At 65.9% G+C, this 24,745-nt stretch carries 25 protein-coding genes; 12 read left to right on the forward strand and 13 right to left on the reverse strand.

Features of this window, described 5'->3' with window-relative positions:
* Positions 1-11: 11 nt before the first annotated feature.
* Positions 12-506 carry a universal stress protein gene (locus ACIQXM_RS16345; RefSeq protein ID WP_400933363.1) on the reverse strand — a complete coding sequence of 165 codons (495 nt, stop codon included), beginning with the start codon at positions 504-506 and terminating at the stop codon, positions 12-14.
* Between the two features lie 190 nt (positions 507-696).
* On the opposite strand from ACIQXM_RS16345, the gene ACIQXM_RS16350 reads away from it, so the two are divergent.
* From ACIQXM_RS16350 to ACIQXM_RS16360, 3 genes are read left to right on the forward strand one after another with little or no spacing between them, the layout of a single operon-like run.
* Positions 697-1,551: an alpha/beta fold hydrolase gene (locus tag ACIQXM_RS16350; protein WP_400933365.1), complete on the forward strand. Its 855-nt coding sequence runs from the start codon at positions 697-699 to the stop codon at positions 1,549-1,551.
* Positions 1,544-2,113, forward strand: coding sequence for a TetR/AcrR family transcriptional regulator (locus ACIQXM_RS16355; protein WP_400933367.1), 570 nt, complete (start codon positions 1,544-1,546; stop codon positions 2,111-2,113). The genes ACIQXM_RS16350 and ACIQXM_RS16355 overlap by 8 nt, the downstream gene beginning before the upstream one ends.
* 8 nt (positions 2,114-2,121) lie before the next feature.
* The gene (locus ACIQXM_RS16360) at positions 2,122-2,976 is read left to right on the forward strand and encodes a PhzF family phenazine biosynthesis protein (RefSeq protein WP_400933599.1); all 855 of its coding nucleotides are present in this window, start codon (positions 2,122-2,124) and stop codon (positions 2,974-2,976) included.
* 42 nt (positions 2,977-3,018) lie between these two features.
* Here ACIQXM_RS16360 and ACIQXM_RS16365 read toward each other — a convergent pair whose 3' ends face one another.
* Positions 3,019-3,711, reverse strand: a complete 693-nt coding sequence (locus tag ACIQXM_RS16365) for an SDR family NAD(P)-dependent oxidoreductase (RefSeq protein ID WP_400933369.1) — start codon at positions 3,709-3,711, stop codon at positions 3,019-3,021.
* 104 nt (positions 3,712-3,815) lie between these two features.
* Complete coding sequence (locus ACIQXM_RS16370) at positions 3,816-4,784, reverse strand: helix-turn-helix transcriptional regulator (protein WP_400933371.1); 969 nt, start codon at positions 4,782-4,784, stop codon at positions 3,816-3,818.
* Between the two features lie 103 nt (positions 4,785-4,887).
* On the opposite strand from ACIQXM_RS16370, the gene ACIQXM_RS16375 reads away from it, so the two are divergent.
* Complete coding sequence (locus tag ACIQXM_RS16375; protein ID WP_400933372.1) at positions 4,888-5,346, forward strand: VOC family protein; 459 nt, start codon at positions 4,888-4,890, stop codon at positions 5,344-5,346.
* On the opposite strand, the gene ACIQXM_RS16380 is transcribed toward ACIQXM_RS16375, so the two are convergent.
* From ACIQXM_RS16380 to ACIQXM_RS16395, 4 genes are all read right to left on the reverse strand, one after another.
* A complete protein-coding gene (locus ACIQXM_RS16380; protein WP_400933374.1) occupies positions 5,343-6,821 on the reverse strand; it encodes an amino acid permease in 1,479 nt (492 codons plus the stop codon). The two genes, ACIQXM_RS16375 and ACIQXM_RS16380, sit on opposite strands and share 4 nt — an antisense overlap.
* A 157-nt stretch (positions 6,822-6,978) precedes the next feature.
* Positions 6,979-7,107 carry a hypothetical protein gene (locus ACIQXM_RS16385; RefSeq protein WP_400933376.1) on the reverse strand — a complete coding sequence of 43 codons (129 nt, stop codon included), beginning with the start codon at positions 7,105-7,107 and terminating at the stop codon, positions 6,979-6,981.
* 142 nt (positions 7,108-7,249) lie between these two features.
* Complete coding sequence (locus ACIQXM_RS16390; protein ID WP_400933377.1) at positions 7,250-8,797, reverse strand: LTA synthase family protein; 1,548 nt, start codon at positions 8,795-8,797, stop codon at positions 7,250-7,252.
* A gap of 175 nt (positions 8,798-8,972) precedes the next feature.
* The gene (locus tag ACIQXM_RS16395; protein ID WP_400933379.1) at positions 8,973-10,064 is read right to left on the reverse strand and encodes a DNA polymerase IV; all 1,092 of its coding nucleotides are present in this window, start codon (positions 10,062-10,064) and stop codon (positions 8,973-8,975) included.
* A gap of 270 nt (positions 10,065-10,334) precedes the next feature.
* Between ACIQXM_RS16395 and ACIQXM_RS16400 the strand changes: the two genes are divergently transcribed.
* Complete coding sequence (locus ACIQXM_RS16400) at positions 10,335-11,090, forward strand: phosphotransferase (RefSeq protein WP_400933381.1); 756 nt, start codon at positions 10,335-10,337, stop codon at positions 11,088-11,090.
* Here ACIQXM_RS16400 and ACIQXM_RS16405 read toward each other — a convergent pair.
* Both ACIQXM_RS16405 and ACIQXM_RS16410 read right to left on the reverse strand, forming a co-directional pair.
* On the reverse strand, positions 11,087-12,109 hold the full coding sequence (locus ACIQXM_RS16405; RefSeq protein WP_400933383.1) for an NADPH:quinone reductase: 1,023 nt from the start codon (positions 12,107-12,109) through the stop codon (positions 11,087-11,089). The genes ACIQXM_RS16400 and ACIQXM_RS16405 overlap by 4 nt on opposite strands.
* A 56-nt stretch (positions 12,110-12,165) precedes the next feature.
* Entirely contained in the window at positions 12,166-12,984 is an 819-nt protein-coding gene (locus ACIQXM_RS16410; protein ID WP_400933385.1) for a histidine phosphatase family protein, read from the reverse strand.
* A gap of 68 nt (positions 12,985-13,052) precedes the next feature.
* Between ACIQXM_RS16410 and ACIQXM_RS16415 the strand changes: the two genes are divergently transcribed.
* A complete protein-coding gene (locus ACIQXM_RS16415; protein ID WP_400933387.1) occupies positions 13,053-13,589 on the forward strand; it encodes a hypothetical protein in 537 nt (178 codons plus the stop codon).
* A gap of 7 nt (positions 13,590-13,596) precedes the next feature.
* Here ACIQXM_RS16415 and ACIQXM_RS16420 read toward each other — a convergent pair whose 3' ends face one another.
* On the reverse strand, positions 13,597-14,862 hold the full coding sequence (locus tag ACIQXM_RS16420) for a hypothetical protein (protein WP_400933389.1): 1,266 nt from the start codon (positions 14,860-14,862) through the stop codon (positions 13,597-13,599).
* A 93-nt stretch (positions 14,863-14,955) separates the two neighbouring features.
* Here ACIQXM_RS16420 and ACIQXM_RS16425 point away from each other — a divergent pair, with 93 nt between their 5' ends.
* Together ACIQXM_RS16425 and ACIQXM_RS16430 are read left to right on the forward strand one after the other, a co-directional pair.
* Positions 14,956-15,564: a class I SAM-dependent methyltransferase gene (locus ACIQXM_RS16425; RefSeq protein ID WP_400933391.1), complete on the forward strand. Its 609-nt coding sequence runs from the start codon at positions 14,956-14,958 to the stop codon at positions 15,562-15,564.
* A gap of 104 nt (positions 15,565-15,668) precedes the next feature.
* The gene (locus tag ACIQXM_RS16430) at positions 15,669-16,319 is read left to right on the forward strand and encodes an MBL fold metallo-hydrolase (protein WP_400933393.1); all 651 of its coding nucleotides are present in this window, start codon (positions 15,669-15,671) and stop codon (positions 16,317-16,319) included.
* Positions 16,320-16,341: 22 nt separating this feature from the next.
* Here ACIQXM_RS16430 and ACIQXM_RS16435 read toward each other — a convergent pair whose 3' ends face one another.
* Together ACIQXM_RS16435 and ACIQXM_RS16440 are read right to left on the reverse strand one after the other, a co-directional pair.
* Positions 16,342-17,976, reverse strand: a complete 1,635-nt coding sequence (locus ACIQXM_RS16435) for a glycoside hydrolase family 13 protein (protein ID WP_400933601.1) — start codon at positions 17,974-17,976, stop codon at positions 16,342-16,344.
* Between the two features lie 150 nt (positions 17,977-18,126).
* On the reverse strand, positions 18,127-19,158 hold the full coding sequence (locus ACIQXM_RS16440; RefSeq protein WP_400933395.1) for an isopenicillin N synthase family dioxygenase: 1,032 nt from the start codon (positions 19,156-19,158) through the stop codon (positions 18,127-18,129).
* A gap of 380 nt (positions 19,159-19,538) precedes the next feature.
* On the opposite strand from ACIQXM_RS16440, the gene ACIQXM_RS16445 reads away from it, so the two are divergent.
* Genes ACIQXM_RS16445 through ACIQXM_RS16460 form a run of 4 tightly spaced genes read left to right on the forward strand, consistent with a single transcriptional unit; the run spans position 19,539 to position 24,085 of the window.
* On the forward strand, positions 19,539-20,672 hold the full coding sequence (locus tag ACIQXM_RS16445; RefSeq protein WP_400933397.1) for an ABC transporter substrate-binding protein: 1,134 nt from the start codon (positions 19,539-19,541) through the stop codon (positions 20,670-20,672).
* Positions 20,653-21,804 (forward strand): FecCD family ABC transporter permease, encoded by a 1,152-nt coding sequence (locus ACIQXM_RS16450; protein ID WP_400933399.1) that lies wholly within the window; start codon positions 20,653-20,655, stop codon positions 21,802-21,804. The genes ACIQXM_RS16445 and ACIQXM_RS16450 overlap by 20 nt, the downstream gene beginning before the upstream one ends.
* On the forward strand, positions 21,801-22,706 hold the full coding sequence (locus ACIQXM_RS16455; protein WP_400933400.1) for an ABC transporter ATP-binding protein: 906 nt from the start codon (positions 21,801-21,803) through the stop codon (positions 22,704-22,706). The genes ACIQXM_RS16450 and ACIQXM_RS16455 overlap by 4 nt, the downstream gene beginning before the upstream one ends.
* The gene (locus ACIQXM_RS16460; RefSeq protein ID WP_400933402.1) at positions 22,703-24,085 is read left to right on the forward strand and encodes a hypothetical protein; all 1,383 of its coding nucleotides are present in this window, start codon (positions 22,703-22,705) and stop codon (positions 24,083-24,085) included. Before ACIQXM_RS16455 ends, ACIQXM_RS16460 begins: the two co-directional genes overlap by 4 nt.
* Positions 24,086-24,099: 14 nt before the next feature.
* Here the strand turns inward: ACIQXM_RS16460 and ACIQXM_RS16465 are convergent, their stop codons facing one another.
* The gene (locus ACIQXM_RS16465; RefSeq protein ID WP_400933404.1) at positions 24,100-24,696 is read right to left on the reverse strand and encodes a LysE/ArgO family amino acid transporter; all 597 of its coding nucleotides are present in this window, start codon (positions 24,694-24,696) and stop codon (positions 24,100-24,102) included.
* Between the last annotated feature and the right edge of the window lie 49 nt (positions 24,697-24,745).

Consider the following 24,745-nt stretch of genomic DNA (forward strand, 5'->3'; position numbering starts at 1 on the left):
CAAATCCAACGTCAGCCGGCGGATTCAGCGTCCCCGCGCCCGCCCTTTGCCGGGCCCTTCGGCCGCACGATCAGCACCGGCCCCGGTGCATGGTTGACGATGTGCGTTGTTACCGAACCGACGCGGAGCCCGGAGAATCCGCCATGGCCCCGTGAACCGACAACCACAAGATCCGCGTCCTCGGCCGCCCCCAGAATCGACGACGCCGCTGAATGGCTGTGGACGAGCTGGCCGCTGACGGCCACACCCCTGGCTGTTGCCGATTCCAGTGCCCTGGCATGGATTGCCTTGGCGTCTTCCTCCGCCGAATCAACGACCCCAATTCCGCCCACCGCAGTTTCCAGCAGGGCCGGATACCAAGACATCGGCTGCTGGGTCCAGGCTGTGATTACGCGGAGCCGGCCGCTGCGCTGCAGGGCCTCGTCCACTGCCCAGTCCAGTGCTGCCTGCGCATCTTTGGAACCGTCAAAGCCGACCACAATCGTGAAGGCGCTGTTATTGGTCATCGTCGCTCCTTTATAGGGATCCGTGAGGATCGTATCCCCCCGACCCCCGGACCCATCAGGGGCAGCAGCGCCCTGGGCGGTGGAAGCGCTGAAGTTGCCGGGCGTCCGCCCCGTTCCACAAAGCTAACTCATTGACCCGTATGGCTAATGGTGTTAGCTTTGCATTATCGACGAGTGCCTGGAGGGCATCATGACTGAGTACCTGAGCATTGGAACCAACCGTCTCGCCTATGACCTTCACGGGGACGGGCCGCTGGTGGTCCTCGCGCACGGCATGGGCGACAGCCGCCGCTCGTATCGGTTCGTGGCGCCGGCACTGGCCGCAGCCGGCTACCGGGTCGCAAACCTGGACATCCGCGGCTGCGGAGGATCCAGCACCGGCTGGGAGGGCTACAGCCGCACCGACATAGCCGGCGACCTCGTCGCGCTGGTCCGGCACCTCGGCGGGCCGGCTGTCCTCATGGGACAGTCCATCAGCGGCGGCGCCGCCACTATCGCCGCCGCCGATGCCCCCGGCCTCATTGCCGGCGCTGTCGAGATTGCACCGTTCACCCGGAAGCAGTCCATGGACTTCGGCGGCCTGCTCCGCAACAAGCGCTACCGGGCCTCGTCCATCCAGCTGCTGCTGACCATGCTCCGCGGGAGTGTGCCGAACTGGCTGAACTACCTCGACATCGCGATCCCCGTGAAGCCCGCCGACTGGGCCGCGGAGCGCGCACACATCGCCGCCACGATGCGGGAACCGGAGCGTATGAAGGTGCTGCAGGCCATGATGAAGACCGCACCCGCCGACGCCGGGGCCCGCCTGGCTGATGTCCGCAGTCCCGTCCTTGTCATCCAGGGCAGCGCCGATCCGGACTGGGCCGACCCCCGAGCAGAGGGTGAGCGCATTGTTGCCGACCTCCCGTCGGGCCTGGGCACCCTCGCCGTCATCGACGGTGCCGGACACTACCCGCACGCCCAGACTCCCGGGGAGCTCCTCGCACTGACCCTGCCGTTCCTCTCCCGGGTCCTCGGCGCACCGGAGAAGTCCCACAATGCCTAGGGCTGGACTCACCACCGCCGCCGTCGTGGAACGGGCGGCACAAATGCTCGATGAACCCACCAGCGACGGCCTCAACCTTGCGGCGGTTGCCGAAAGCTTCGGCGTCCGGGTTCCGTCGCTCTACAAACATGTCGACGGCGTCGCCGGCCTCCGGAGGGGCATCATCCGCGAGGCAAAGCGCTCACTCACCCGGGTCATCGCGCAGGCCGCCGTCGGACGCTCCAGGGATGACGCGATCCGCCGCATCGCCGAGGCCTACCGCGGCTGGGCGCTGGAGCACCGCGGGCAGTATCCGCTGGCCATGCTGCCTGTGGAGAACTCGGACCCCGGCGAACTGGAGGTTGAGGCTGCGTTCCTGGACGTCATGACCGGTGTCCTGGCCGGCTATGAGCTGACGGACGATGATGCCATTGACGCGATCCGTTTCCTGCGGGCGGCATTGCACGGATTCGTTTCCCTGGAAACCGGCGGCGGCTACGGAATGCCCCGGGACATCGAACGCAGCTTCAACCGCCTGGTGGAGAGCATTACGACGGCGCTGGACGGCTGGGCACGCCCGTGAGCGCCCGCATGGAGGGCAGTACCGCCCCAAAAACCCGCCCCTACAGTGAAGTCGATGTCTTCTCCTCTGAGCCCTACCGGGGCAACGCGCTCGCGGTGGTGCATGCTGCCGACGGCCTGAGTACCGAGCAGATGCAGCGCTTCGCCGCCTGGACGAACCTCTCGGAGACAACATTCCTCCTGCCCCCGGGCAGTTCGGCGGCCGACTACCGGGTGAGGATCTTCACCGGCAAGGAAGAACTGCCGTTTGCCGGCCATCCGACGCTCGGCTCCGCCAAGGCCTGGCTGGATGCGGGCGGAGCACTGCGGCCCGGCGGAATGGTCATCCAGGAATGTGCGGCAGGACTGATCCCCATCCGTCTGGAGGGTGACCAGCTGGCCTTTGAAGCGCCGCCCCTGACCCGGTACGGCCCCGTGGAGGAAGAGCTCACCGGCCGGATCGCCGGAGTTCTGGGTATCCCGCGGGAACAGATCCTCGACGCCTCCTGGCTGGTCAACGGGCCGCAGTGGATTGGGGTCCGGCTTGCCTCGGCCAGCGACGTCCTGAACCTGCAGCCGGACCCGGGCAAGGCAGGGAACCTGGAAATAGGTGTGGTGGGCCCCTACGGGCCCGGTGCTGCAACCCGGTTCGAGGTGCGTGCCTTCGTGGGAGGCGACCCGGTCTGGGAAGACTCCGTGACAGGCAGCCTCAATGCGGGCCTGGCACGCTGGCTGACCGACACCGGTTTTGCTGCCCCGCCCTACACCGCGTCACAGGGAACAGTCCTGGGCCGCCGGGGACGGGTGCATATCAGTCTCCGGGACGGGAACATCTGGGTTGGCGGACACGTCACGAGCTGCATCGAGGGAACCGTCCGCCTGTAACTGCGAGCCGTTCGGTTCCCCGTGCAACCCGGGCCCGGCAGCCTAGAAGGCGGCGGGACCGGAGCGGTCGATGAAGGTGCCGGTGGGTCCGGTGCCGCCCCGGGTGGCCAGCTCAACAATGGCATCGGTCCCCTCCTGCACCGTCTGGGTTCCCTGCCGGCCGTTCAGGTCGGTGGCGGTGTAGCCGGGGTCGGCGGCGTTGATGCGGATCTCCGGAAATGCCCGCGCATACTGCACGGTGAGCATGGTCACCGCGGATTTGGATGAGGTGTAGAGCGGGGACACAACCTGGGACTCGACCCGGGCGGGATCGTGGACGGCCGCGAAGGATCCCAGACCGCTGGTGACGTTCACGACGGTTGCCGTTTCAGACTCGCGCAGGAGCGGCAGGAAGAACTGCATGGTCCGGACAATACTCACCACGTTGGTGCCGTACACCGCTTCCGCATCCGCCGCGGTTAGCTCCTCCGGCGGGACGTTGGGGCCGGTGATGCCGGCGTTGTTGATCAGCACGTCCAGGCCGCCCGCAGCCGCAACCGTTGCGGCGGCGGCCTCCACTGAGGAATCACTCGTTACATCGAGCTGTACAAAGTTGCCGCCCAGCGCTTCGGCAGCTTCCCGGCCGCGGACTTCATCGCGGGCACCCATCCACACGGTGTGGCCTGCCTCGATGAGGCGGCGTGCGGTTTCATAGCCCAGACCCTTGTTGGCTCCGGTAATCAGTGTTGTTGTCATGACGTCAGTGTGTCCGACGGCGGGCCGGCTGTCGCGGCCCGGACCAGCATATGGACTGCCAGGGTGCGCAGCAGCCTCAGGCCGTCAGCGGTCCGGCGGTCCCGTCAGGAGCTGTGGTGAGGGGACGGCCCGGCTGCAGCGGCGGTAACCCGGGCCGCGAAACCGGTGGCCGACTCCAGGAACGTGTCCGGGCCAAGGACCGTAAACGGAGCATCGAAACGCAGCGCCCAGGAGATCAGGCCCGCCCATGACCACGACCCGACGCGGACGCGGCAGGCGCCGTCGGACACCTGCCGGAGTTCCCCGTCGCCGAGCCAGGGCGCGAGCCGGGCGGCGGGAAGCTCGATAAGCAGCTCCCCATAGCAAGGCCACGCGTCCCCGCCCCCGGACCCCTTCAACCGCGCGGCGAGGAAGGTGCCTGCATCGCCGGCGGGAAGTGCCCGCGGCGCAAACACCGCACCGCCCGGAAATTTCGGCACCATCTTGTCCAGCCGGTAAATGCGCCAGTCGGCCTTCTCCAGATCCCAGCCGATCAGGTACCAGCGGCCCTGCCGGGCGACGACGGCGTGCGGTTCCACGCGCCGGGGCGGCCGGGACTCGTCCCCGCCGTAGTCAAACCGGAGAATCTTCCGGTCCCGGGCGGCGGCGCTGACGGCTTCCAGGACCTTGGGATCCACGCGCGCGGAGGCACCGGCGTCGGTAAACCGGATGCCCTCGATGCGGTGCCGCAGCCGGGAGGGCATCACCTGCTTCACCGTGGTCAGCGCCCGGGCGGCGGCCTCGTCCAGGTCCACTCCGCTTGAGGGTGCGCTCTGCAGCGCGACGGCGATGGCCACCGCCTGCTCGTCGTCAAAGAGCAGCGGCGGAAGTTCCGATCCCGCTGCCAGCCGGTACCCGCCGTCGGGCCCCTTGGCCGCGGTGATGGAGTAGCCGAGCCCGCGGAGCCGGTCGACGTCCCGGCGCACGGTCCGGGGAGTGACGGCCAGGCGTTCGGCCAGCACCTGGCCGGGCCAGTCCCGGCGGGACTGCAGCAGCGAGAGCAGGGCGAGCATTCGGGACGAAGTTCCGGGCATGGTTTCAGTATGTGGCCAGAAGAGGACATTACCTGTCCGCTACCGGGTTCAGTCTGTTCTTGGGCCGCAAAGCGCGGCCGAGACGAAACAAAGGACAGATCCCATGAGCATCGCCACCACCACCCACTTGAACTTCCGCGGCACCGCCTCCTCCGCCCTGGAGTTTTACCAGTCAGTCTTCGGCGGACGCCTGACCACAGCCAGCTACGGCGACTTCGGAATGCCCAAGGAGGTTCCGGGCGCGGACAAGCTCGTGTTCGGCCAGCTCGAGACAGATGACGGGTTTCGGCTGATGGCCTATGACATCCCCGGCCACAACAGTGCTGACTCCACCGAAACCGCCGGGACCACCCGCCGCGAGAACGGCACCACCGTCACCGACCGCACCTTCTTCCAGTCCCTGCGCGGGCAGGACCTGGAAGAAGTCGCCCGCCTGTGGGACGGACTGGCTGACGGGGCGCAGATCATCGAGCCGCTCGCCGCATCCGCGTGGAGCCCGGGTTTCGGCATGCTGACGGACCGCTTCGGCGTGACCTGGGTGATCGACGTCGAAGCCGCCTAACCCTGCAGGCCCTCGCCGTCGCGCGCCGCGGCAATCTCGAGGACCCGGTCGCGGCACATCCGCCAGCCGAACATCAGCGCCGGAATGATGATCACCAGGGAGCCGATGGTCCACGTGCCCACGGGGGAGTCGAAGGCCATGAGGATCAACACCGCGAGCAGGAACGCCAAGGTGATCCAGCCGGTGACGGGGGCACCGGGCATCCGGAACGCCGGGCGGTCCAGTTCCCCGCGCTTGGCCCGCTTGGTCAGTTCCATCTGGCACAGCACGATGATGGCCCAGGTGCTGATGATGCCCAGGGAAGCGATGTTCAGGACAATCTCGAAGGCTGCTGCGGGAACCACGGCGTTGAGGATAACGCCGAGCAGGGCCACCACCGCGGTCATGGCGATACCGCCGTAGGGAACGCCCGCCTTATTCATCCGGGCAGCGAACTTGGGGGCCGAACCGGCCACGGACATGGAGCGCATGATGCGGCCGGTGGAGTACAGGCCGGCGTTGAGCGAGGACAGGGCAGCGGTCAGGACCACGAGGTTCATTATCGCGTCCACGCCGCTCACGCCGATGGACCCGAAGAACGTGACAAACGGGCTTTCGCCGGCGTGGTAGGAGCTGTAGGGCAGCAGCAGCGAGAGCAGGATGAGCGTGCCGACGTAGAACACGGCAATGCGGATCACCACCGTGTTGATGGCCCGGGGCATGATCTTTTCGGGGTGTTCGGTCTCGCCCGCGGCGGTGCCGATGAGTTCGATCGAGGCGTAGGCGAACACCACGCCCTGCATGACGACGACGGCGGGCAGCAGGCCGTTGGGGAACAGGCCTCCGTTGCCGGAAATGAGGCTGAAGCCAACCTCCTGGCCTTCCACGGGAGTGCCGAAGATGACAAAGCAGATGCCCACCACCAGGAAGGTCACCAGGGCCACCACCTTGATCAGCGCGAACCAGAACTCCAGTTCCCCGAAGACCTTCACGCTGATGAGGTTCAGGCCCAGCACCAGGAGGAGGGCTGCCAGGGCCCAGCTCCACTGCGGCACCTCGGCGATCGGCGCCCAGTACTTCTTGAAGAAGTTCATATAAAGTGCCACGGCGGTGATGTCCACGATCGCGGTCATGGCCCAGTTCAGCCAGTACAGCCAGCCGGAAACAAAGGCAGCCTTCTCGCCGAAGAACTCGCGGGCATAGGAGACGAAGGATCCGGAAGTGGGGCGGTGCATGACCAGTTCGCCCAGGGCCCGGAGAATCATGAAGGCAAAAAAGCCGCAGACAGCGTAGCTGATGACCAGCGACGGACCTGCGGTGGCGAGGCGGCCGCCGGCGCCCATGAAGAGTCCGGTGCCGATCGCGCCGCCGATGGCGATCATCTGCACCTGGCGGGGCTTAAGGCCCTTGTGGTAGCCCTCATCTTCGTGTTCGACGCCGGTGTCGGAGGTGCGCTTCGGAACCTTGGATTCCGGAGTGGCGGCTTGCTGTGTCACGGGTTGCTGTCCTTTAGTAACTCAGCTTGGCAAATGCCGCGCGCTGAATGTTCACGCGTAGACGATGGCATAAGTCATGTTCCCCGTCAAAAACGACGCCGGGCCATTCCCGGTAAGGGATGGCCCGGCGTCGCGGCTGTCGATTCTGCGGACGCGTCTACTTCTGGTCGTCGTCCTTGTTGCCGTCGACGGCGTCCTTGACCTTGTCCTTGGCCTGGTCAACCTTTTCCGGGTTGTCCTTGGCCGCGTCCTTTGCCTTGTCTGCCATACCGCCCAGATCCGCCATTGGGTGTCCTTTCCGCTGAGGTCCGAGACGCATGGAAGCGGCCTCGTTCTGACTCAACCATCCTTCACCCGGCACGGTCCGGGTGCCACCCCCGGCGGAAAATCTTCGGCCGTCCCGGTTCGGGCCGTCGCGGTTTTGCGGGTTACTTGGACAGGTCCCGGGGACCCCACGCCTGGGCGTAGAACATCGAGGAACGTGAATTCAGCAGCTCGGCGTAGGCGTCAGGCTCCATGGACTGTGCTGAGCCGGCGGGAACTTCCGGTGCGAAGGCGGATACGCCCAGACCGGCGGCACCGTTCTCCAAGGTGAGGCCGGCGGCTTCCAGGATCGTGGGGTACATGTTCAACTGGTCCACTCCGGAGCGCAGCGTGCTGCCCGGGGTGCCGCCCGGAACCCAGATCCGGTTGAAGATGGTGCGGTTGGTGTGGTTGTCCAGCTGCTCATGGAAAGCGTCGCCGGCGCTCATGTGCTTGAGGTGGTCGCCCATGATCACCACAGCAGTGTCCTCGAGGTAGCCCATCTCCTCCATGTGGTTCACGAAGCCTGCCACCTGGGCCATGGAACAGGCGAACACGGAGGTGACGTTGCTTTCCGTATCCACGTCGCAGTAGTCATAGATATGCACCGGCTCGTGGGTGTCCAGCGTGAGCACCGACAGGTTGAACGGCTGGCCGGTCCGCTGCGCTTCGGCATGCAGCTCATCAACTTCTTCCGCGGCGTGGGCCATGAGCCGTTCGTCGCTCAAGCCCCAGTCCTTGCGGAAGTTCTCTTCCGGTTCACCCGCAGCCCGCCAGTCGGAGAGGTCCTTTTCCTTGGAATAGCCGTGGCTGTCCAGGAAGGTGCTCTTCGCCGCAAAGGAGCCGTTGGCTCCGCCCAGGAAAACGTTGGTGTAGCCGTGGTCCGAGAGGACATCGCCCAGGCAGGTGGTGCCGCCCAGATAAGTGTCGACGTCGTCGGCGGTGCCGGCGTCGCTGCTCGAGGAGCCGCCTGCACCCTTGAGCGGGATGCCGCACTGGGTCGACGTGAGGCCCGCCATGGTCCAGCCGCCGCCCCGGTACTGCTGCAGATCGCTCACGCTCTGCCAGCCGGCTGAAAGGTCGGTGGCCTCCTTGAGCGGAGCAAAACCGTCCTTTTCGAAGAGCTGGTCATCCTCCAGTGTGGCTTCACCGGATTCAAGGTAAATGAGCACCAGGTTGTTCTTGTTGTGATTCCCGGTGACAACGGGCTCCACGTGGTAGTCGGCGATGTCGTAGGGGGACTTCGCGGACTTGATGTAGTCCGCCACTCCCACCGTGGTGCTGAAGGCGGTGGTGCCGCCAACAACCACTGCGGATACCAAAACGGTGGAAACCGTCCGCCGAACCCACTGGGCTCGGCGGGAAGGTACGACGGCGGCGCGGTGGCGCTTGCGGCGCCGGAAGTGCCGCGCCAGGGCAATGGCAAGGGTGATCAGGGCAGGCGCCACGCCTATGCCCAGAATGCCGATCCAGACGAGCGCGCCGCCCCCGCCGTCAGTTTCGACGGAGACCAGGTTCAGGCGCATCTGGGCCAGGGAGATCTCGCCCCAGAAGTGGCGAATGCCGACGGCGGCGATGAGCATCGCGAGGCCGGCCCAGATCAGGACATAGACCACGATGTGTCCCACGACGGCCAGAGTCCGTCGGGAGACGTGGAGAATCCGGCCAGACATTCAAACCCCGCGTTCCTGATGCCCGCGTTTTTCGCTGCACACCCTTGACATCCGACCCGTTGTTGGGTCCTGAGAAGATTAGTACCGCTAGAATACCCTTTCCATCGTGGAACGGCTCCTGAAATGCGCACCGGCGGCAGGCTCTTCGCCGTCTGGGCGGGGACGGCGGCGGTGTTCACCAGCCGCCGCGAGTGGGGGTGTGTCCCTGGCGGGCATCCTCCGGCATCGGCATCTCCGCGCGGAGTCCCAGCAGCCGGACGGGCCGGCCGGCTTCGATCGCTTCCGTGAGATCCAGTGCCCGGGCGAGGACCTCCTGCGTGTCGAAGGTCTCCGGAATTTTCCGTGCGTGGGTCTTGGTGGTGAACGGTGCGTACCGGACTTTGAGGGTCAGCCCGATGACGGGCCGCCCTTCCGCCGCCACGTCCTTGAGGACACCTGCGGTGAGTTCCCGGACGGCGCCGCGCACCTGGTCGAGTTCGGTCAGGTCGCGTTGGAAGGTGGTTTCCCGGCTGTGTCCGCGGGCCACCCAGGGAGTGTCATCAACCTCGCTTGACCCGTCTCCGCGGCCGAGCTCCGCGTACCAGGGACCCATCTTGGGCCCGAACTCCGGCGCGAGGCTTTGGGGATCGGCGGCCGCGAGTTCCGAGACTGTGGTGATTCCGAGTTTGGCCAGCCGGCCGGAAATCTTGGGGCCAACACCCCACAGCTCCTTGGTGGGGCGTCCGCCCATGACCTCCAGCCAGTTCTCCGCAGTGAGCCGGAAGACTCCGGCCGGCTTGCCGAGATCGGTGGCGTTCCTGGCGCGGACCAGCGTGTCACCGATACCGACGCTGCAGTGCAGGCGTGTGGTTTCCAGTACAGCTGCCTGGAGTTCCCGGGCGTACGCCTCCGGATCTTCCGTCTGCGTGCCCACGAACGCTTCGTCCCAGCCCAGGACCTGCACGACGGCGCCGGGCCGGGCGCGCAGAGCGGCCATCACCTCCTCCGACGCCGCGAGGTAGGCCTCGCGGTCCACCGGCAGGATGACGGCGTCGGGCACTTTGCGGGCGGCCACCCGCAGGGGCATTCCGGAACTCACGCCGAACGCCCGGGCTTCGTAGGAGGCGGTGGACACCACGGCGCGTTCCGTCGGATCTCCCCGGCCGCCCACAATGACCGGCTTCCCGGCAAGCTCCGGACGCCGGAGCACTTCCACGGCCGCGATGAACTGGTCGAGGTCAACGTGCAGCACCCACTGGTTTCCGTTCACGCGACCAGTGTGCCCCATGTGTCCTGCGCTGGCACCAGCTTCGGGGCCAAGTTCGGGGTGCTGATTATTCTCGCTGGCTCCGAAGAGCACCAAAGGCGATTATTGCCGTGATGAGAAGGAAGCACCCTGGAATTGCCCACTGGGCCAGTCCCTGGCTGATCGCACCCTGGGACAACAGCCAAAAAAGGGCGATTCCGCAGATGCTGAGCAGGACAATGGCTATTCTCGACATCTCCAAAGGGTAGCCGACCACGTTTTTTGGGCAATTGCGAAGCTAGCATTTCCAGAATGGATGACGAGCAGGAACTGGCAGGCGGCAACGCCAGCGGCGGCGTAGTGCGGATCGGATCAACTGTCCGCAAGCCATGGACCGAATCCACTCCCAGCGTTCTGGCGTTCATGGCAGCAGTCAGGGTCAAAGACGGCGTGGACGTGCCCGCCGTCTTTGACCCTGACGATCAGGGCCGGCAGGTCCTCGAGTTCATCCCGGGGCAGCTCGCACTCGAAGCGGAGCCGCTCACCCGGGCTGAACTCCACCGGGTGGGAGGAATGGTTCGGGCGATCCACGATGCGTGCGAGTCCTATGTGCCCGCGCCGGACGCATCCTGGACCACGGCCATCCCGGCGCCGGGGGACGAGCTGATCTGCCACAACGACCTCGCCCCGTGGAATCTCATCCTCGGGGAACGCTGGGTCTTCATCGACTGGGATGCCGCCGCACCCAGTACACGGTTGTGGGACCTTGCCTACGCAGCCCAGTCCTTTACGCTCTCCAACACGCGGCAGGATCCCCGGGAAGCCGCCAAGAACCTCGCGGCTTTCGTGGACGGATACGGGGCTGACCGGGAGTTGCGCGAACACCTGCCCGAGGCGCTGCACCGCCGTGCGGCTGCCATGTACCGGCTGCTGAAAACATCGCACGACGCCGGCCGCGAACCATGGGGCTCGATGTACGGGCAGGGTCACGGAGACCACTGGCAGGGCGCAACCCGGTACGCCCTGCGTCATCGAGCCCTCTGGTCCGAGGTGCTTTTGCGGCCTTAGGCGGTTTCTTCGGCCACGCGGATGAGGATCTTGCCGGTGGTGCCGTTTTCCACGGCGTCGTGGGCTGCAGCCGTCTGCTCCAACGGGAACCAGGTCAGCGGCAGGCCGGCGGCCTCGCCTACCGGGAAGACGCCGTCTCGCAGTGCTGCGGTGATGTCCTCCGCCGCGGCGCGCTGGGCTGCTTCTCCGACCGTATAAATCAGCACGCCCTGCCAGCGAACGTTCTTGGCGAAGCTCGGGATGATGGGAGCGGTGAACTCGTCGCCGCCGTTGTTTGCGTAGTAGGCAATGCTGCCGTGGTTGGCGATGACACTCACATCCAGGGCTGCGTTCTGGGCGGGGGAGACCTCTACGATCTGGTCCACGCCGTCGGGCGCAATTTCGCGGATGCGGTCGGCCTGGGCATCGTCCGGGTAGCGGACAATGTGGTGCGCTCCGGCGGCACGGGCGAGCTCGGCCTTCGCATCGCTGCTGACGGTGGCAATCACCGTGGCGCCGGCCCAGGAGGCAAACTGGGTGGCGGCGTGTCCCACGGCTCCGGCGCCGCCCTGGACCAGGACCATGCGTCCGGCCAGTGCTCCCGGGGAGAGACGGGCCGGTCCGTTTTCGTGGATGGTCAGGGCGCGGTGTGCGGTCATTGCCGGGACGCCCAGGCTGGCGGCGACGTCGAATCCGATGCCCTCGGGAAGTTTCACTGCCCGGTCCGCGGGAAGGACGGTGAACTCCTGGGCGGTACCGGTGGGGCGTCCGTAGGCCGCCAGGTAGATCCACACCCGGTCACCGGGCTGCAGGTCCGTGACTCCGTCGCCGACGGCGTCGATGACACCGGCGCCGTCCTGGTTCGGAACCACCTCGGGGAAGGCAAGATCGCCGTCGGCGCGCGCCTTCCAGTCTGTGGGGTTCACGCCGGAAACGACGACGCGGACCCGCACTTCGCCGGGACCGGGCGCTGCGGCCTCGCGGTTCTCGAGGGAGAGGACTGATGAGGGACCGGTGGCTGAATACACGATTGCTTTCATGGGCGGTACAAGGAGCGGGGCCCGCGTTCTATTCCCGGGGCTGAACGGGAATTCCGTTAGTTGCCGAAGGCGTCCTGGAAGAAATGCCGGTTTGCTTCCACCTTTTCCAGGAGGTCTTCGCCGCTGAAATACTTGCGGTCAAACTCTTCCCACTTCCCCACAAACATGGTCCATTCACCGTCCACAAGGGCCGGCCAGCTGCGGCGGACCCAGCTGAGCTTGTCATGGACATTTTCCGGGTTGCGGGGGTCAACGGCGGTGTATTGAAGGACGGTGCAGTTGTGGATCACTTCAGCCCTGTCTGCATCCCGGTCCAGGAACTCTTCATCACTCCAGCGCTCCAGCACCAGGCGCGTGGCCCACATGAATTCGCCGTGGGTCACCATCAGCACATTCTCGCGGGGGTTCTCCCGGTGCAGGGTGCTGAGAATGTTCCGGACACGGTTCTCAGCGACATTGGCGATGGATTCCCCGGCCGGAGGAGCCCAGTACAGCGGATCACTGTCCCGGTACGACGCGTTCTGCGAGTACTTCCGGGCGAAGTCCTGTTTCGACATGGAACCGATCTCGCCCCAGGAACGCTCACGGATGACCCTGCTCTCCTCCCAGCGCACGTCCAGTCCGAGCATTGCGGCGGTCTCCCGGGCGCGGGTGAAGGTGGAGACGACGGCCCGGTCGAAGGTGATGTCCTGCTGCGCGATCCACGCCCCGGCAACTTTTGCCTGCTGCACTCCAAGTTCGGTGAGACGCCAGGAACGGTCCGGAACGGTCATGGTCTCTTCGGTGTACAGGCTCTGGTCGCCGGCTTTGGAAGCCTTTTGCATGACATTCGCTTCGCTCTGTCCATGGCGGACGAGAAACAGGTTCCGGGGCATGACCATTGATCCACAACTCCTTCGGCGCGTGCTGATCCAGCACTTACATCTTATGGAAGACTCCGGGGATGAATGATGACTGGTCACGACTCGAGCCCATCCTGAGATCCGGAGAAAAGCTGCGGTGGTCCGGACGCCCTGATCCCGCCGTCCGTTTTGCCCCGGCGGATATGTTCATGGTGCCGTTCAGCCTGATGTTCTGCGGCTTCGCGGTTGTGTGGGAATTTCTGGTCATCACCACTGACGCCCCGTGGTTTTTTGCCCTCTGGGGAATCCCGTTCATTGGAGTTGGCCTCTACTTCGTTTTTGGACGCTTCATCTACAAGAAGCGGCGCAAGCTGAAAACGGTTTATGCGCTCACTGACCAACGCGCCATCATCGTCACCGGTGAGCGGTCGGTTCAGGACATCGGCCTGCAGGGCGGCCCGATGAAAACCGTCCGTTCCCGGGACGGCCGGCATGCCTCGATCATCTTTGGAAGCGGCCGAAACGCTGCGTACCAGAACACAGGACTGGAATTCTTTAACCGGGGAGACCAGGGCTTCGCCTTCTTCGACGTCGCGGACGCCGACACCTTGTTCCGTGAATTGGATCGGGTGCGCTGAACGGGCTTTAAGCCGGCTGGACCACGGCCCGCTGCCGGGCGGGCGGACGGAAGCACCAGACAAGGAGCGCGGCCGATGCTGCAGGGGCAATGAACCCGGCCCCCGACACAACAATCACGCCGACGAAGGCCAGGGCAAGGCCGGCTCCGGCGGTCACGCTGAAGCGCAGCGGCGGGCTTCCCGGAACGAACCGGGCCAAGGGAACGGCGAAGCCGAAGCCCAGGAGAATGCCGCCGGTCAGGGTCAGCGGCCACTGCCAGGGGTGACCGACGCCGGCAAACTGGGCTGCTGCTTCTGCCAGGAGACCTCCGCACACCAGAAGCACCGTCCACCGGATCACTCCGCCAAGCCGCGGCTGCAGCACGATTCCGGCCGCCACGGTCAGCGGCACGGCATTGAGCGCTCCGGCAGCCAGGCCGAGGTTCATTGCGGCCGTGGAATCCTCCGCCAGATTCGACCAGTCGCTGCCGGCGAGCGCGAATCCCGCGCACATCAGACCGAGAACCAAGGTGCCTGCAGCGGTCACGGCGACGGCCGTGCGCGGGAGCGTGGGTGGGGCAGCGACGTGGACGAGCCGTTGCTGCCGTAATGCCGACGGTGCCCCGTCAGGGAATGACACCTCGGGCCTCCGGCGATCTGCTGCAGGCTGATTCTCCTTGGCGGCCCGCAGGGAGACAAACAGCAGTGCCGTCGCGGCAAGCGGAGCCAGCGGGAAGGCAACCAGAAAAACCAGGCCCAGCACAAACGCCGCCAGCGCTGCGAGCAACACCCTCAGCACACCACGGAGAAACGGGAAACCCTGCAGCTGCCGCAGATCGTCCACTGCAGGAACCAAGGCGGCGGTCCCGGCCGTCCAAGCCGCCGCGAAGAAGAACAGAGTCGAAGCTCCAAACCACCCGGGATCAGTGCCGGCGTCGGCGGCTTCGAAACCAGCGGACCAGCTGCCCGCCGTGAGGGCCGCCAACGCACATGCAGGGATTCCGGCGAGCGCGGTGAACGCGGCGGCCGGTGCAGACATCCGGCCTGACTGATGCCACAGGACAGCCACGGCCAGCAACAGACCGAGGGGCCCTATGAACATCGATGCCGCGACCCGGACACTTTCGGCTCCGGGCCAGTAGAGGGCATCGGTCATCAGAAGTGCGGAGGACAGGAGAAAAGCTGCCAACGCCGCTGCCGCACATGCCACCGCCCACTCGGGTGTCGCGTGTTCACCCAGTTTGTACGCACGCCGGGACCAAACGTGTGCAAGCGGCGGTTGGCGGAGGCTCATGGCGAACAACCTATCTGCCTGAAGCGGATCAGCCCAGGAAACAGGGATCCGGACCGAGGATCGGGGCAGGTGGCCGCCGCGTACTCTGGAAGGGTGCGAAAAGAAACCCTTTGGGAAGCCCAAAAACGTTCATCGCCGGGCCACTCCGCCTGGTACATCTCGCGGTTCGTCCAAATGCGCGAGCAGGGCATGGACCTGCACGGCGAAGCACGGCTGATCGACGCCATGGTGCCGCGCGGGGCGCGGATCCTGGACGCCGGCTGCGGCCCGGGCCGGGTGGGCGGCGAGCTGGCAGCCCGCGGCCACGACGTCGTCGGCGTGGACGTTGATCCCGAACTGATCGAAGCCGCCCGCACCGATTTCCCCGATGTTCCCTGGGTAGTGGGGGATCTGGCGGAACTGGACCTTCCGGCGGCCGGCATCGCCGAGCCGTTCGACGTGATCGTCTGCACGGGCAATGTACTCACCTTCGTTGCTCCCGGCACGCACCGGGACGTCCTGGCCCGCCTGCGGAACCTTCTGGCCGACGGCGGCCGCCTGGTCACCGGGTTCGGCGCCGGCCGCGGCTACGACTTTGGAACGTTCCTCGAGGATGCTGCCGCTGTGGGGCTGAAGTGCGAGCAGAAGTTCTCCACCTGGGACCTGCGCCCCTTCGCGCCGGATTCCGACTTCCTGGTTGCCGTCTTCAGCCGCGCCGAATAAGTTCCGCTTTTACCGTGGCGGCCGCCGGGTTCCGTCGCTAGCCTTCGAGGAGACCGTTTCCGTTCTCTCGCTCAAGGACAAACCATGGAACATGGCGGAACGCCGTGACCGCCGGCCTGGAACAGCCGATTGCCGGACTGTATGCCACTGCCACGGCGCCGCTGCCGTTCCTGGCCGGTGTGGTGGTGAGATCCTTTGTCCTGCGGCGAGGCTCGGAAACCACCATCATCTACAACTCACCCGGCATTGACGCGGCAGCGGAAGAGATCCGCTCGCTGGGCGAGCCCTCCCAGCTGCTGGTAAACCATTGGCACGAGGCCATGTACGGGCCGCCGCAGCTGCAGGTTCCCGTATGGGTGCACCAGGACGACCGTGCCCACACCGAACCGTCCCTTCCAGTGAACGGCACGTTTACCGGAAGGGGATGGGCCGGTGGGGATCTTGAGGTGATTCCCACTCCCGGACACACTGCCGGCGTCACCACGTTCCTGTGGGACAGCGGTGAGCACCGGTTCCTGTTCAGCGGAGATTCCATCTGGGTGCAGGGCGGGGAATGGAAAGCGGTGGTCCTGGGCGACAGCAACCGTACAGACTACCTCGCCAGTCTTCACCGCATACGTGAACTCGACTTCGACGTCCTGGTGCCTTGGGGCGCCGAAACCGGCGCCCCCTGCTTCGACGTCGTTACCCGGAGCCAGGCCAGGCAGCGGATCGGCGCGATCATTGCGCGCGTGGAGGCCGGGTCCAGCGAGTGAGGTGCTCCCGCAGCCGGCAGCCCTAGACGAGCCAGGCCGTTGTGTCGGCCGGCAGCATGCCGTCCTCCAAAGGTGAGCTGCTCAGCAGCACCTCGCCTGGGGGAAGGGCCACCGGGACCGATCCGAAGTTGGTGACGCAGTGCCACCCGTTGGGCCGGGTGAAGTGCAGGACCTCGGGGGAGGGTTCATCAATCCATTCGAAGTCCTCCTCGGTCTGCAGCCGGCGCCGAAGCGCGAGGGCACCGCGGTAGAAGCTGAGGTGGGAGGCAGGATCCGCTTCCTGGCTGTCGACGGCGTAGAAACCGAACCATTCAGGCTGGGGCAGATGGGCTCCGCCGGAGCCGAACCCGAAGGAGCTGCCGTCCGTGGTCCACGGCAGCGGCACGCGGCAGCCGTCGCGTCCAACGTCCACACCCTTGTTGCGGAAGAAGGTGGGGTCTTGGCGGTGCTCGTCGGCAATGTCGGCCACCTCGTGCAGGCCCAGTTCCTCGCCCTGGTAGAGGTAGGCGGAACCGGGCAGCGCCAGCATCAGCTGGGACACGGCACGGGCGCGGCGCTCGCCGAGGATGTGGTCCAGCGCCGGTTCCTTGCCGCCGCTCATCAGCCAGGCAGAGCCGTCCTGGCCTTCCGGGTCGGCCGGGCCGCTGACGGGCAGCCCGTAGCGGGTGGCGTGCCGGACGACGTCGTGGTTTGAAAAGACCCACGTCGACGAAGCACCGGAGGATTTCGCTTCGGCGAGGTTCTTGGTGATGATGTCGCGGAACTGGCCGTGGTTCCAGTCGGCCTTCAGCAGGTCGAAGTTGAAGGCCTGGCCCAGTCCGTCGGGGCTGGCGTAGCGTGCGCGGCGGTCGGCATGGACCCAGGCCTCGGCAACGGCGGTGCGCGGAGGAGTGTATTCGTTGAACACCTGCCGCCACTCGGCGAACACATCGTGGACTTCGTCGCGGTCCCAGAACGGGTGCATGCCGTTGTTGTTCTCGTTCTCGGCGCCGAGATCGGCCTTGGCTGCCAGCGGCTCGGTCATGTCCTTGGTGAGGGCATGCGCTACGTCCACCCGGAAGCCGTCCACTCCCCGGTCGGACCAGAACCGCAGCGTGGTGAGGAAATCGTCGCGGACTTCGCGGCTGTCCCAGTTCAGGTCCGGCTGCTCCTTCGCGAAGATGTGCATGTACCACTGGCCGTCCTCAACCTGTTCCCAGGCCGGGCCGCCAAAGACGGAGTCCCAGTCCGACGGAGGCTCCTCACCGCGGGGGCCCTTGCCGTCCCGGAAGATGTACCGGTTCCGGGCGGCGGATCCCCTGGGCGATGCCAGCGCTTCCTGGAACCAGGCATGGCGGTTGGACGTATGGTTCGGGACGATGTGCGCAACCAGCTTGATGCCTGCCTCATGGAGGGCAGCAATCATCTCGTCGAAGTCTTCGAGCGTGCCCAGCTTGGGATCCACATTGCGGTAGTCGTCAACGTCGTAGCCGCCGTCGGCGAGGGCGGAGGGATAGAACGGGCTGAGCCAGACGGCGTCCACCCCCAGGGACTTCAGGTACGGGATCCGGGACGTGATGCCCCGCAGGTCTCCGATCCCGTCCCCGTTCGAGTCCGCAAAGCTGCGCGGATAGATCTGATAGACGGCGGCCTGCCGCCACCAGTGCGGATCCTGCATGCGTGCGGCGAGCTCTTCGGGGGAAGGGTGCTCTGCGGGGCCGGCGGGCTGAAGGTGCGGACTGGCAGGAATCGTCACAGCGTAAGTCTCTCGGGTCGGGGACGGACTTTCGGCGAGTTTACGTGATGCGGCGCTCCCGGGCCGATCCTGTTACTTCGCCGAAACCAGCTCCGGATGATGCAGCTGAGCCACCTGCGGATGTGCACGGAGCCAGCCCTTGAGCACGTTGGAGCCGTAAGACGCCAGCATCGGATTCTCCGGATCGTCCGAGATGCCGCGGGACTGTGCGGCCAGTTCGGCGGGAAGTTCCACCGGATCGATGACGGAGTCCAGCCGCGGGGACCAGAAGAAGGGAATGGCGTAGCGGTCCACGCCGGGAGCCGGAGCCGTGACGCGGTGGATGGTGGCGGAGAGGTAGCCCTGGGTGGCCACTTCGAGCATTTCACCCAGATTGACGACGAGCGCCCCGGAGATCGGTTCCACGGGAATCCAGGTGTCTGACTCGTGTGGCCGGACCTCGAGCCCGCCTACTGAATCCTGCAGCAGCAGCGTCACAAAACCATAGTCTGCGTGCGAGCCCACGCCCTGGGTGCCGGCTTCCTGAACCTCGCCGCCAACGTAGTGGGCCAGTTTGGCCATCCAGGCCGGAGAACCTTCAAAGGGTTCGGCGAAATGGTCCTCGGGCAGCTCGAGGGATACCGCGATGGCGCTGAGCAGCTCCGCCCCCACCTCGGACATGAGTTCCGCCCACTCCATGGACTTCTCCCGCAACTCGGGAAGGACCTCGTCGGGAAAAAGATTCGGTCCCTGAACCAGCCAGAACGGCTGATCGGCTGGATAATCCGCAACAGGTTCGCGTTCCGGGCCGAAATCGATCTGCTCGCGTGAGTCCGGGCGGCCCTGGGTCAGCTCGGTGCCCAGCCGGGTGTAGCCGCGGAAGTGCGGAGACTTGCGGTTGTCCAACTCCAGCCGGTTCTCCAGCGGCAGGTCAAAAAAGCGCTTGGTGACATCGAACAGGTCATCCACCTTGGCTTCGCCCGCGCCGTAACCCACGAGCTGGAAGAAACCGATCCGGTGAGTTGCGTCACGCAGCTGCATGATGAACTCCGGGTTGAATGAACCGTCGGCATTGCGGGCCGTGCTCAGGTCCAGGACAGGGATGGAGCTGGGAAATTCAGGCATGCGACGAAGCTACCACCGGCCTCTGTCAAGTAAGTAGCAATTGTTACGCGCGGAAGGTCGAGGGCAGCTCTGACCTGCGGGTTTACTGACGATAAACCGCTCTTCGATGTAACACGGCGACTCATGAGGTCACTTTACGGGTCCTGCGCGTGACTCGTCGGTTCGAGTTGGCAGGAAGGTGGGCGGCGGCTCGAAGTGTCATCGAAAGGGGTGAAGCGTGTCCGTGTGCTGCCGGGCAGGCCGAGGTCCGGGTTGCCTCTTCGGCAGCCCGGATCACTAAATAATTACGCAACGTAAATGTGCGCTAATCGATTCCATATGATCTGATATCTACATCAGTTTTTAGGTAAGCCTTACCTACCGAAGCGATAGGAACCTCGTTGCCCGCCTCTCTTCCTCTCCATGGAACCTCCCGCCGCACGCTCCTCGGCGGTGCCGGTCTGGGCTTTATGGCCCTGGCCCTCAGTGCCTGCTCGTCTCGTGAAACAGTTGCAGCAGCCGGCAGTGCCGCCGTTGCCGGGGGCTTCACGGTGACAGACATGCGCGGCGTCGAGGTCTCTTTCGACGCTCCGGTGCAGCGGATCGCCACCACGGTGATCCCTTCGCCCTCCATGCTGGCCGCAGTGGACGGCGGCTACGGCCGCATTGTGGGCATTAACGAATCCACGCTCCAGGCCAACAACCAGGGCCTGTTCGGCGAGATGTATCCGGACTCGAAGTCCACGACCACCATCTCCCCGTCGAGCTTCACGCCCAACATTGAGACCATCACCAAGCTGCAGCCCGACGTCGTTTTCCAATGGGCAGACCAGGGCGACGGCCTTGTGGAACCGCTGGAAAACGCGGGCTTCAAGACTGTCTGCCTCCTCTACGGCACACAGGAGCACCTGGAGACCTGGGTTTCACTCTTCTCCACGATCCTGGGCAAGCCCGAGCGGGGCCGCGAGATTGTGGACTGGATGCACGCTGAGATTGCCCGCCTCAAGAAGGAACTCTCCGATGTGAAGGATCCGGTCCGCGTGGTCCATCTGGGCCAGTCCGGCGACGGATACTCAGCCTCCAACAAGTCTTCCTACATGCACTATTGGATGGAACTGGCCGGCGGGCGGAACGTGGCCGCGGACAATATTTCCGCGGATAACGTGGTCAACGCCGAGCAGCTCATTGCCTGGGATCCGGAGGTCATCACGCTGGGTGGTTTTGATGCCCGCACACCAGCGGAGGTTTACGCCGACAAATCACTGGCTTCCGTTTCTGCCGTGCGCAACCGCCGCGTCTACAAGGCGCCGCTGGGCGGGTACCGCTGGGAGGTCCCCTGTGCCGAGTCCCCGCTGATGTGGCAGTGGGCGGCTGAGCTGTACCACCCGCAGCTCACCGGCCACACGCTTCGCACCGCCATGGCCGAGAAGATTGCCTACCTGTACAACTATGGGATTTCCGAGGCCCAGATCGACGCCGCCCTGCGGCTGGAGCTCAACAGCGGGAGCGCCGGCTATGACGTCTTCCGCGGTTAGGCCCGGCACAACGACGACGACGGCCGCCGTCCCGTCGTCGGCTTCCGGTCCCCAAGGCTCACCCAAACCGCTGTCACCAGCACCTTCCCGCAACCGTCGCATCCCGCTGCTGCTGTGCGTCCTGATCCTGTGTGCGGTGGCCCTGATCTCCATGGCCGCCGGCAGGTACTGGGTGCCGCCGAATGAAATCCTGCGCATCCTGGCCAACGAGGCAACCGCGCTCTTCGGCGCAGGCGGCGGAGAAGGCGCCCTGCGGCGCACCTGGACCGAGCAGGAAGCAACAGTGATCCTGGATGTGCGCCTGCCGCGGGTGCTCCTGGCGTTCCTGGTGGGCGGCGCCCTGTCCCTGGGCGGCGCCTGCCTGCAGGCACTTTTCCGCAATCCGCTGGTCAGCCCGGACATCATTGGCGTGACCGCGGGGGCATCCTTCGGTGGAGTGCTGGTGTTGACGCTGGGCCTGTCCGGCGGCGCGATGGTGGGCGGAGCGTTCGGCTTCGGCCTGGCCGCGCTCGCCGTCGTCCTCCTGCTCGGCCGGCTGGGCGGCAGGGGAGGGCCGATGCTGATGATCGTGCTCGGCGGAATTGTGGTGGCCGCGTTCTTCAACGCCCTGGTCTCCTTCATCACCTACACCGCCGACCCTTACTCCGAGCTGCCGTCGATTGTGCACTGGCTCCTGGGCTCCATTGCCGCCGCCGGCTATGACAAGGTGCTCACCGCCCTGATTCCGGTTGCCGTCGGCGCGGCCGTGGTCCTGGCTCTGCGGTGGCGCCTGAACGTGCTTTCGCTGGGCGACGACGACGCCGCCGCCCTGGGCGTGAACCCGCACCGCTCGCGGGTGGTGCTGCTGTGTGCCGTGGCCCTGATGACCGCGGGAACCGTGGCGGTGGCCGGTGCCGTCGGCTGGGTCGGCCTGGTGGTTCCGCACCTCGCCCGGCTTTGGGTCGGCGCGGACCACAGGGTTCTCCTGCCCGCTTCGCTGCTCCTGGGCGGCACATACCTGATGCTGATCGATACCCTCAGCCGCTCTCTCACCAGCAGTGAACTGCCGCTGGGCATTTTGACCGCCGTCATCGGTGCGCCCGTATTTGTGGTGCTGCTGGCCCGTTCCCAGAAAAAAGGCGAGATCTCATGACCACTGTCCCCGTCCCGAACGCCGGTCTCCTCCAGTTCGCGGAACCTGCTGCCCTTGCAGGCACTGCGGTCCCCGCCACCGAAACCCAGGCACTGATGCAGGTTTCCGGATTGGGTTTCCGCTACTCCCGCGTCCGGCCGTGGCTCTTCCGGAACCTGGCCTTCACGCTGGAACGCGGGGAAATCCTCTCCATCCTCGGCCCCAATGCACGCGGCAAAACCACGCTGCTCAAATGCCTTTCCGGGCTGCTGACTCCGCGTGAGGGGCAGATCCACTCAGCCGCCGCCGTCGGCTACGTGCCGCAGGACCACGGCGCCGGCGGCACCTCCTTCACCGTCGCCGAAATGGTGCTGATGGGACGCAGCCGGCACCTGCGCGCCTACCAGACCCCTCGCCGCGAGGACCACGAAGCCGCCGACGCCGCCATGGAGCGGGTGGGTGTGGGCGACTGGGCTCACCGCACCTACTCTGAACTTTCCGGCGGACAGCGCCAGCTGGTCCTGATCGCCCGGGCCGTGGCCTCCGGATCCGAACTGCTGGTCCTGGACGAGCCTGCCTCGGCGCTGGATCTGCACAACCAGTCCCGTGTGCTCGGGGTCTTGGCGGGCCTGGCCACCGACGGCATGTCGGTCATCATGACCACCCACCACCCCGACCACGCGCTGCATGTCTCCCGTAACGCACTGCTTTTTGTAGGCAGCGACGACACCCGCTGGGGACCCACTGACGAACTTCTGACCGGTTCCGCACTGTCCGCGGTCTACGGACTGCCCATCTGCACCCCCACGGTCGGCACCGGCTCGGGCAACCGTGTGATCGCGGTGCCGGACTTCGGCCCGTCCTGCCGCCAGGACTGCGCCGGACCGATAACTGCTGCACCCTCCCGAAAGGACATCCTGTGATTTATCGACTGATCGGCGGCACTCCGATGCGCGGCGAGCACGACCCCTCCTGGCGCGGCGCGCTGGAGGATGTTGACGCCTACGGCCTCGACGACGACGCCGTCCGCACCCGGATCCTCGCCGCGGACGGCCTCATCATCAGCGGCAGCGCCGACCACCTGCTGCTGCGCCGCTACCGCGAAGCACTCACCGGATTTGTCCGGTCCGGCGGCCGCGTTCTGGTCAACGCCCAGGTGGTAACGCCGTTCATCGAGGGGCTGGCCGTTTGGCGGAAACTGGAGTTCCATGGGGCGCGGGACGTGCGCCCGCACCAGGTTACGGCCCATACGGTGTGGGAGGGCGTGGATTACAAGGACCTGCATTACCGCACCGGCGTCCCGGGAACGCACAGCTACGAGCGGCTGGAAGAGATCGGCGTTGCCGGCTTCTACGGCCGCGGTTACCACCTGGACCTGCCTGAGGACGCAACCGTCGTCACCGGCATAGGACAGTATTCCCTGCCGCTGGATTACAGCTACCGGCTGGGCGGCGGCGAAGTGCTGGTCCACGGCGGCAATGATTTGGAGAGCTTCAGCGACGACCGGTATTCCATCGGCCGAATTGGCCCCAACCTGGTGGCTTGGCTCGAGGGCGGAAGCCGAATGGCGGAAACAGGCTCCCCGGCGCCCTCGTCCTCAGTGGAGGCAAACCGCGGTGCCCGTCCTCCCGCCGTCGACCCCCGTAACCCTGGCGGCACTGCACCCCGTATAGGCCTGCTGCACTGCGGCACCTTCCCTCCGCTGCGCACCCTGGCCGATCCCGCCCTGCAGCCGTACCGGCTCGAGTCCGTCCACCTGCCGGACGCTGATCCTTCGATCCTCGCCGGCCTTGACGTGATGATTGTGGGGGATCGGCTGCACGAAGGGCAGCTGGCCCGGTTTGCCCCCGCCATCCGTGCTGCACTTCAGGATCCGAGGAAAACCGTCATCGTGCTCGGCGAAAACAAGGTGGAGCAGTGGCTGCCCGGCGTCGGATATACCTTCCGGCCCACAGTGTTCTGGACCTGGCGCACGGGCGGGGACAACGGCACCCGGCTGCGCCTGCCGGCGGACCCGATGTGGGAATACTTCACGCCCCGAGCGGTGTCCTGGCACCATCACGGCCTGCTGCATCCGCCCGCCGGCGCGCGGTCACCGGTGGTCATGGAGGAAAACGGCGTGGAAATAGGCGCCCTGCTCTACGTGGATGAGGTGAACCAGCCCGCCCGGCTGCTGGTGACAACCATGGATCCGGTTTATCACCACGGTTCAGGGTTCATGCCCGGAGCTTCCCAGCTGCTCTACTCACTGCTCCGCTGGGTCACGGCGACCCACGTTCCGGTATCCGGCCGGACAGAGTAAGGGGCGCTTCGGCCTCAGCCCAGCACCAGCTTCAGCGCCAGGACGAGCATCACGACGCCGATCAGCAGGTCCAGCACCTGCCAGGTGCGCGGCCTGCTCAGAGGTCCGGACAATGCGCGGGCGCCGTAACCGAGGCCGGTGAACCAGAGGATGCTGCCCATGACGGCGCCGGCAGCGAAAATCCACCGTGCCGCCTCGCCATACTGGTTGGCCAGGCTGCCGAGCAAAACCACGGTGTCCAAATATACGTGCGGGTTCAGGAACGTCAGCGCCAGCGTGGTGCTGATGACGGAGCCGCGGGAGCGTGGCGCCTGCCCGGTCAGCGCGGAGGGTTTTGCGGCGGAGATGAATGACCGAACCGCAAACCAGGTGAGGTAGGCCGCCCCGCCCCAGCGCAGGAGGTCCAGGATCCGGGGGAAGTTTTCCACCAGGGCACCGATGCCCGCCGTACCCGCCAGGATCAGGACTGCGTCACTCACTGCGCAGAGCACCACCACCGCGGCGATGTGCTCGCGGCGGATTCCCTGCCGCAGGACAAAGGCGTTCTGCGCACCGATGGCCACGATCAGTCCCAGCCCGGTCAATAACCCGGTGCTCCAAATGCTCCACATGGAATCGACGGTAGTTCCGTGAATGCGGCACAGGCAAACGAAAGATTCT

The sequence above is a fragment of the Arthrobacter sp. NPDC097144 genome (assembly GCF_044762205.1).
Classification (GTDB): domain Bacteria; phylum Actinomycetota; class Actinomycetes; order Actinomycetales; family Micrococcaceae; genus Arthrobacter_B.

Excerpts from the sequence above, each read along its gene's own strand:
- ACIQXM_RS16345 (WP_400933363.1), bottom strand. The coding sequence starts at position 506 with ATGACCAATAACAGCGCCTTCACGATTGTGGTCGGCTTTGACGGTTCC.
- ACIQXM_RS16350 (WP_400933365.1), top strand. The coding sequence starts at position 697 with ATGACTGAGTACCTGAGCATTGGAACCAACCGTCTCGCCTATGACCTT.
- ACIQXM_RS16355 (WP_400933367.1), top strand. The coding sequence starts at position 1,544 with ATGCCTAGGGCTGGACTCACCACCGCCGCCGTCGTGGAACGGGCGGCA.
- ACIQXM_RS16360 (WP_400933599.1), top strand. The coding sequence starts at position 2,122 with ATGGAGGGCAGTACCGCCCCAAAAACCCGCCCCTACAGTGAAGTCGAT.
- ACIQXM_RS16365 (WP_400933369.1), bottom strand. The coding sequence starts at position 3,711 with ATGACAACAACACTGATTACCGGAGCCAACAAGGGTCTGGGCTATGAA.
- ACIQXM_RS16370 (WP_400933371.1), bottom strand. The coding sequence starts at position 4,784 with ATGCCCGGAACTTCGTCCCGAATGCTCGCCCTGCTCTCGCTGCTGCAG.
- ACIQXM_RS16375 (WP_400933372.1), top strand. The coding sequence starts at position 4,888 with ATGAGCATCGCCACCACCACCCACTTGAACTTCCGCGGCACCGCCTCC.
- ACIQXM_RS16385 (WP_400933376.1), bottom strand. The coding sequence starts at position 7,107 with ATGGCGGATCTGGGCGGTATGGCAGACAAGGCAAAGGACGCGGCCAAG.
- ACIQXM_RS16390 (WP_400933377.1), bottom strand. The coding sequence starts at position 8,797 with ATGTCTGGCCGGATTCTCCACGTCTCCCGACGGACTCTGGCCGTCGTG.
- ACIQXM_RS16395 (WP_400933379.1), bottom strand. The coding sequence starts at position 10,064 with ATGGGGCACACTGGTCGCGTGAACGGAAACCAGTGGGTGCTGCACGTT.
- ACIQXM_RS16400 (WP_400933381.1), top strand. The coding sequence starts at position 10,335 with ATGGATGACGAGCAGGAACTGGCAGGCGGCAACGCCAGCGGCGGCGTA.
- ACIQXM_RS16405 (WP_400933383.1), bottom strand. The coding sequence starts at position 12,109 with ATGAAAGCAATCGTGTATTCAGCCACCGGTCCCTCATCAGTCCTCTCC.
- ACIQXM_RS16410 (WP_400933385.1), bottom strand. The coding sequence starts at position 12,984 with ATGCCCCGGAACCTGTTTCTCGTCCGCCATGGACAGAGCGAAGCGAAT.
- ACIQXM_RS16415 (WP_400933387.1), top strand. The coding sequence starts at position 13,053 with ATGAATGATGACTGGTCACGACTCGAGCCCATCCTGAGATCCGGAGAA.
- ACIQXM_RS16420 (WP_400933389.1), bottom strand. The coding sequence starts at position 14,862 with ATGAGCCTCCGCCAACCGCCGCTTGCACACGTTTGGTCCCGGCGTGCG.
- ACIQXM_RS16435 (WP_400933601.1), bottom strand. The coding sequence starts at position 17,976 with ATGCAGGATCCGCACTGGTGGCGGCAGGCCGCCGTCTATCAGATCTAT.
- ACIQXM_RS16440 (WP_400933395.1), bottom strand. The coding sequence starts at position 19,158 with ATGCCTGAATTTCCCAGCTCCATCCCTGTCCTGGACCTGAGCACGGCC.
- ACIQXM_RS16450 (WP_400933399.1), top strand. The coding sequence starts at position 20,653 with ATGACGTCTTCCGCGGTTAGGCCCGGCACAACGACGACGACGGCCGCC.
- ACIQXM_RS16455 (WP_400933400.1), top strand. The coding sequence starts at position 21,801 with ATGACCACTGTCCCCGTCCCGAACGCCGGTCTCCTCCAGTTCGCGGAA.
- ACIQXM_RS16465 (WP_400933404.1), bottom strand. The coding sequence starts at position 24,696 with ATGTGGAGCATTTGGAGCACCGGGTTATTGACCGGGCTGGGACTGATC.